This is a genomic window from Agrobacterium sp. NPDC090283 (genome assembly GCF_044769685.1).
GTDB lineage: Bacteria > Pseudomonadota > Alphaproteobacteria > Rhizobiales > Rhizobiaceae > Agrobacterium.
The window spans coordinates 63,730-69,729 of record NZ_JBIVYG010000025.1; the positions used below are offsets into that span (position 1 = coordinate 63,730).

Below are 6,000 nucleotides of genomic sequence, written 5' to 3' on the forward strand. Positions count from 1 at the left end.
GAACAGAACTCTTGATGGGAGACAAATATGGCCACCCCTTTCACCTGGGACGACCTGCAATATTTCCTGGCCGTGGCCCGCACCGGGCAGCTCTCATCGGCAGCCCGCAGCCTGCGCACCAGCCACGCCACAGTCTCCCGCCATATCGACCGGCTGGAATTTTCCCTGAAAACCAAGCTGTTCGAGCGAAACCCGCGTGGTTATGAGCTGACGACCGTCGGCCGGCGGCTGGTCGATACCGTCGAGCGCATCGAGGCGGAGGCTGAACGGCTGCAATCGGATATTTCCGAAAGCGGCAGCCTTCTGCGCGGCGTCGTGCGCTTGAGCGCACCTGAAGGTTTTTCCAATTTTTTCTTCGTGGAAAGGCTGAAGGACTTCGCCATAACCCATCCCCACATCATGCTGGAAATGGTGACGATCCAGCAGATCATGGCGCTGTCCCGAAAGGAGGCGGATGTGGCGGTAACGCTCGACCCGCCGAAAGCCGGTCCTTACATCAACGAACAGATCATCGATTACACGCTGCATATTTATGCGTCGCGGTCCTACCTCGCCGGGCGGCCGAAAATCACCAAACGCGAGGACCTGCTCGACCATTTCTTCATCGGTTACGTGCAGGACCTGATCTTCTCGCCGGGTCTCGACTATATGCGCGACGTGCTGCCCGGCCTGCGTCCGGGTTTTCAGTCATCGAGCATTTTTGCGCAGCTGACGGCCACGCTGAGCGGCCGGGGCCTGTGCATCCTGCCGAATTTCATCGCCGCGCGTTTCCCGGACCTGCAGATGGTGCTCGCGGGAGAGGTGGAACTGCGGCGCGGCTACTGGCTCACCAGCCACCACGACCTCGCCAATGTGCCGCGGGTGCGCTCACTGATGGATTTCATCCTTACCACCGCGCGGGCACATGAAAATCTCTTCATCCTGGACCGCCGAACAATTGTGTGAAACGGCCATCGTTCACATTTCGGCGACACGGTGTCTACGCGTGGCTGGTTGGAGGATGCGCGTCCCAGCCTATATGACTGACAACAACGAAGCCGGCCTGTAAAGACCGGCATCCTCCGACATCTGGAAGGTCATCATGAAAAAGATCGGATTTCTGTCCTTCGGCCACTGGACGCCCTCGCCCCAGTCGCAAACCCGCTCGGCTGCGGACACGCTGCTGCAATCGATAGACCTCGCCGTCGCCGCGGAAGAGCTCGGTGCCGATGGCGCCTATTTCCGCGTGCACCATTTCGCCCGCCAGCTTGCCTCGCCCTTTCCACTTCTGGCCGCCGTCGGCGCGCGCACGAAAAACATCGAGATCGGCACCGGCGTCATCGACATGCGTTATGAAAACCCTTTCTACATGGCTGAAGACGCCGGTTCGGCCGACCTCATCGCCGGTGGACGCCTGCAGCTCGGCATCAGCCGCGGCTCGCCGGAACAGGTAATCGATGGCTGGCGTTATTTCGGTTATCGCCCGGCCGAGGGTCAGAGCGAAGAAGACATGGCACGCCAGCATACCGAGGTCTTCCTCGAGCTTTTGAAGGGCGAAGGTTTCGCTGAGCCGAACCCGAGACCGATGTTCCCGAACCCGCCCGGCCTTTTGCGGCTGGAGCCGCATTCCGAAGGGCTGCGCGAGCGCATCTGGTGGGGTTCGAGCTCCAATGCAACGGCGGTCTGGGCGGCAAAGCTTGGCATGAACCTGCAAAGCTCCACCCTGAAGACGGATGAGACGGGTGAGCCTTTCCATGTCCAGCAGGCGCAGCAGATTCGCACCTTCCGGGAAGCCTGGAAGGAAGCCGGACATGCCCGCGAGCCGCGTGTATCGGTCAGCCGCAGCATCTTCGCCCTCGTCAACGACCGCGACCGCTCCTATTTCGGTTACGGCAACGAAGGCGATGACAAGATCGGCTATATCGACGACAAGACACGCGCGATCTTCGGGCGCAGCTATGCCGCCGAGCCGGAAAAACTGATCGAACAGCTGAAAGCCGATGAAGCCATCGCCGAAGCCGACACGCTGCTCCTGACCGTGCCGAACCAGTTGGGCGTCGATTACAACGCCCATGTGATCGAGACGATCCTCAAGCAGGTGGCGCCAGCACTCGGCTGGCGCTAACGGCAGCGCCTTTAAATCGGGGCGGCGCATTCCATGCGCCGCCCTTTTTTACTTCACCGCCTTGCCATAACGGGCGAAGCTTTCAGTCAAAGGCGTCGTGCTGGCACCGGGGTGTTCCGGGCGTTTGTAAACGCCGTCCTGCACATGGATCGGCTCTTCGAAATGATCCTTGATCCACGGAATATATTCGAGAATGGTCGAAGCCGGGTGCCAGTAGCTCAGATGCACATGCACCTGGCTCATTTCGCCGGCATGCGGCACCACGGGCAGGCGATGGGCGAGCGCCAGATCGGCGACCTGGATATATTCGGTGATGCCGCCAAGCCGGGTCACGTCGGGCTGGACATAGGCGACCGCACCGGCATCGATGAATGAGCGGAACGCATCCACCGTGTAGAGTTGCTCCCCGAGCGCGATCGGAATCGACGTGTTACGCGCCAGCCGCGCATGGCTGGTGACGTCATCGTACCACAGCGGCTCCTCGAACCAGTAGATATCCAGATCCTTCGCAGCCGCGCAGAAGCGCTGGCATGTGGGCAAATCCCACTTGCCATTGCCGTCAATGGCGATGCGGATGGACGAACCGACGCGCTTGCGAACAGCGGCAAGCCGGGCAATATCGATATTCGGGTCGTCATGCCCGACCTTGATCTTCACGCGGGTGAAGCCATCTTCCTCCACCGCCCTTGCGCTGCCCGCGAGCAAATCCTCCAGCTTGAAGGAAAGCCAGCCGATGTCGGTATTATAGGCTTCCACCGCCGCCGTGCGCGCACCGCCAAGATAGTGCCAGAGCGGAACGCCCGCCTTTTTCGCCTTCAAATCCCAGAGCGCCACATCGATCGCGGCCAGCGCCAGATGGGTGATACCTGCCCGGCCGACCCATTGTAGCGAGGGGTAACGGGCGAGTTTCGTCCAAAGCTTTGAATGCTCCGATGCATCCTCTCCCAGCAGCAAGGGCGCATAACAATCGCTGATGCAGGAGGTGATCAGCCTGTCGGACGGCAGATGCGCATGGGTGCCGGTAAAGCCATAGCCCTCAAGGCCATCGCTCGTGGTGATCTTTGCCCCCACGACACCCCAATGGGTGATGTTGTGGGTGGAGTCGGAAATCGACTCCGAGGTCAGCGGCAGATGCAGGATGAAAGGTTCGACAGCGGTAATTTTCATGATCGGTCATTCCTCAATGCTTGAACGGCTTGCGGGGAGGAAAGGCGGAAGTCCCTTTTCTGGCCGGCACTTCGCCGATTGGCGGATGGATCCGCGTCATAGTCCCGCGCCCAACGACTGCGGGATTTGAACCGTCAGGGATTGCCGAACTGCCCTCCTCCGGCAACCGGCTTCCGATGGCAGATAGAGCTAACGGAAAAACGGGCTTTGTAAAATAAAAAATTTTTTATTTTTAATATTTGGTCATTGCCCACTTCTCAAAGCTGGGCAATGATGCGGCCATGAACTCGCTGGTCAAAGTCACACTCGCCGAACAGGCGCATCAGGAACTGCGCGCGCGCATCGTCAGCGGCAGATTGCGCGGCGGCGAACGCCTGCTGCCCAATGAGCTTGCCGCCGATCTCGGCATCAGCCCCACGCCGGTCAAGGAAGCCTGCCTGAAACTCGAGGCCGATGGGCTGGTGGTCAATTCCTCCAGGCGCGGCATGGTGGTGCGCGATTTCACCGTGGAGGATGTGGAAGAACTTTACGCCGCCAGAATGCTGCTCGAAAAAGGTGCTGTGGAAGTGGCCTTCGATGCCGGGCAGCTGGATGGGGCGCTGCACGCGGAGCTTCTGGAAAGCCTTGCGAAACATCGCGAATTCGCCAAAGGCTCGACGCTGGATGAATTATCGAAGGCGCTTTTTTACGACCGCAGCTTCCATGCAACCCTTGTTTCGGCCGCGCGCATTCCCGTCATTTCCGGCTCGCACGGGCGCATTCTCGACCAGACCCACACGGTTTTCGTCTCGATCCTCGGAGACTACGCCCGCTCGGTCGAGGAGCACCAGAATATCGCCGATGCCATCGCCGCCGGCAGCAAGGCCCAGATCATCGACGCCCTGTGGCGGCATCTGGAGCGCAGCCGTCAGAACACGCTGCGCCAGATCCGGCTGCTCAAAGAGGCCGGGGCCTGATCCATTCAGAAGATAAGGGGAGGAACTGACATGCGCGAAAACCCGAGCGTCGCAATTCCAGCGGTGCGAGCCACGGCCATCCCGTTCCGTATGGGGATTTCGCATCGATGACAGACCGGCTTTCCGCTGCAACCCTGCCCCGCCTGCCGCAAACAGTCACAATACCCGCCTATGACCGTGAGAAAATCACGCCGGGCATCGTTCACCTCGGCGTCGGCGCCTTTCACCGGGCACATCAGGCGGTTTTCATCGATGATTGCCTCAATCGCGGCGAAACCCGATGGGGCATCGTGGCCGCATCGCTGCGCAGCCCGGATACGCGCGACGCCATCGAACCGCAGGACAATCTCTACACCTTTTGCCTGCGGGACGGTGAGAGCGAGCGCCTGCGCATCATCGGTTCGATTCTGGAAACCATCGTCGCACCGGAAGCCCCTGAACGGCTGATGGAGCGACTGGCCGATCCGCGCGTTCTGATCGTCACCCTCACCGTGACGGAGAAGGGCTATCTGACCAACCTCGCCTCCCGCAGCCTGCTGCGCGAACACCCTGATATCATCCATGACCTCGAACACCCGGACCGGCCGCGTTCCATCTTTGGCTTCATTCTTGCGGCCACGCGGCGCAGGCGCAAAGAGGGTTCTCACCCGCTGACGCTCCTGTCCTGCGACAACCTGCCCGCCAACGGCCATGTGCTGCGCAAGCTGCTGCTGGAATTTGCGGAATTGGCCGACCCGGAACTGGCTTCATTCATCGAAACCAATATTATCTTCCCCTGCTCAATGGTGGACCGGATCGTTCCCGCCACCACTGACGCGGACCGGGATGCGATCTCGGCCGCGCTCGGCCTTGGCGATGCCTGGCCCGTGGTAGCGGAGCCCTATTTCCGCTTCGTCATCGAGGACCGTTTCCCGCATGGAAGACCGGCGCTGGAGAAATCCGGGGTAGAATTTGTCGGTAATGTCGAGCCGTATGAACATATGAAGCTCAGAATGCTGAACGGTTCCCACAGCGCCATCGCCGCCATCGGCCAGATTGCCGGCCTTGCGACCGTTGCCGATGCCTGGGGTGAAAAGGCCGTGCGCGATTTCATCGACGCCTATTGGCGCGAAGTCGGCCGGACGCTGGACCCCAGCGTCGATGGTGCGGAATTTGCGGCCGGCCTGCGGGAGCGTTTCGCCAATCCCTCGCTGCAGCACAAGACCATGCAGATCGCCTCCGATGCGTCGCAGAAAGTACCGTTGCGCATTCTCGCCCCGTTGCGCGAATTGCTGGTGGAGAAGGCTGAAAGCCGGACGGTCATTTTCGCCGTCGCATTATGGATCAGGTCCTGCGCGGACAAGAATGAAAAGGGGCAGCCGATCACCATTCTCGATCCCGCTTTCAGGGAGTGGGATGCGCCGGATCAACTGGCAATGGCGCCGGATGCGGTTGTCGACCGTTTTCTGACTTTCGAGCGCACATTTGGAAACGACCTGCCCAGGAACGACACCTTCGTTTCCAGTCTAAAATCCGCCTATCATGACGTCCGGGAACATGGCGCGCTCGGCGCCATCGGCAAATTTCTGACGTCCTGAAAAGCGCGCAGGTCGAAAAACTCTCCACCGTCATGCTCGGGCCTGTCCCGAGCATCTAGGACGTATCAATTTACGATACGTGAGTGGATCCTCGGGACAGGTGTAAAGACCGGAGACATCCCTGACAGATGTTCGGAGACATCCCTGACAGTTTCATGGGTTTTCGAGGTTTATTTCTGCGACCTGAGTTGCGCCG

5 protein-coding genes are annotated in these 6,000 nt (G+C 60.2%); 4 read left to right on the top strand and 1 reads right to left on the bottom strand.

The features are described 5' to 3' along the window. Positions 1 to 27: 27 nt before the first annotated feature. Both ACIQUH_RS25515 and ACIQUH_RS25520 read left to right on the top strand, forming a co-directional pair. The gene (locus ACIQUH_RS25515) at positions 28 to 945 is read left to right on the top strand and encodes a LysR family transcriptional regulator (protein ID WP_400820435.1); all 918 of its coding nucleotides are present in this window, start codon (positions 28 to 30) and stop codon (positions 943 to 945) included. Between the two features lie 136 nt (positions 946 to 1,081). Continuing rightward, entirely contained in the window at positions 1,082 to 2,104 is a 1,023-nt protein-coding gene (locus ACIQUH_RS25520) for an LLM class flavin-dependent oxidoreductase (protein ID WP_400820437.1), read from the top strand. Between the two features lie 48 nt (positions 2,105 to 2,152). On the opposite strand, the gene ACIQUH_RS25525 is transcribed toward ACIQUH_RS25520, so the two are convergent. Further along, positions 2,153 to 3,271, bottom strand: coding sequence for a mandelate racemase/muconate lactonizing enzyme family protein (locus ACIQUH_RS25525; RefSeq protein WP_400820439.1), 1,119 nt, complete (start codon positions 3,269 to 3,271; stop codon positions 2,153 to 2,155). Positions 3,272 to 3,552: 281 nt separating this feature from the next. Between ACIQUH_RS25525 and ACIQUH_RS25530 the strand changes: the two genes are divergently transcribed. Continuing rightward, complete coding sequence (locus tag ACIQUH_RS25530; protein ID WP_400820441.1) at positions 3,553 to 4,227, top strand: GntR family transcriptional regulator; 675 nt, start codon at positions 3,553 to 3,555, stop codon at positions 4,225 to 4,227. Positions 4,228 to 4,334: 107 nt separating this feature from the next. Beyond that, the gene (locus ACIQUH_RS25535) at positions 4,335 to 5,804 is read left to right on the top strand and encodes a mannitol dehydrogenase family protein (RefSeq protein ID WP_400820444.1); all 1,470 of its coding nucleotides are present in this window, start codon (positions 4,335 to 4,337) and stop codon (positions 5,802 to 5,804) included. Positions 5,805 to 6,000 lie beyond the last annotated feature (196 nt).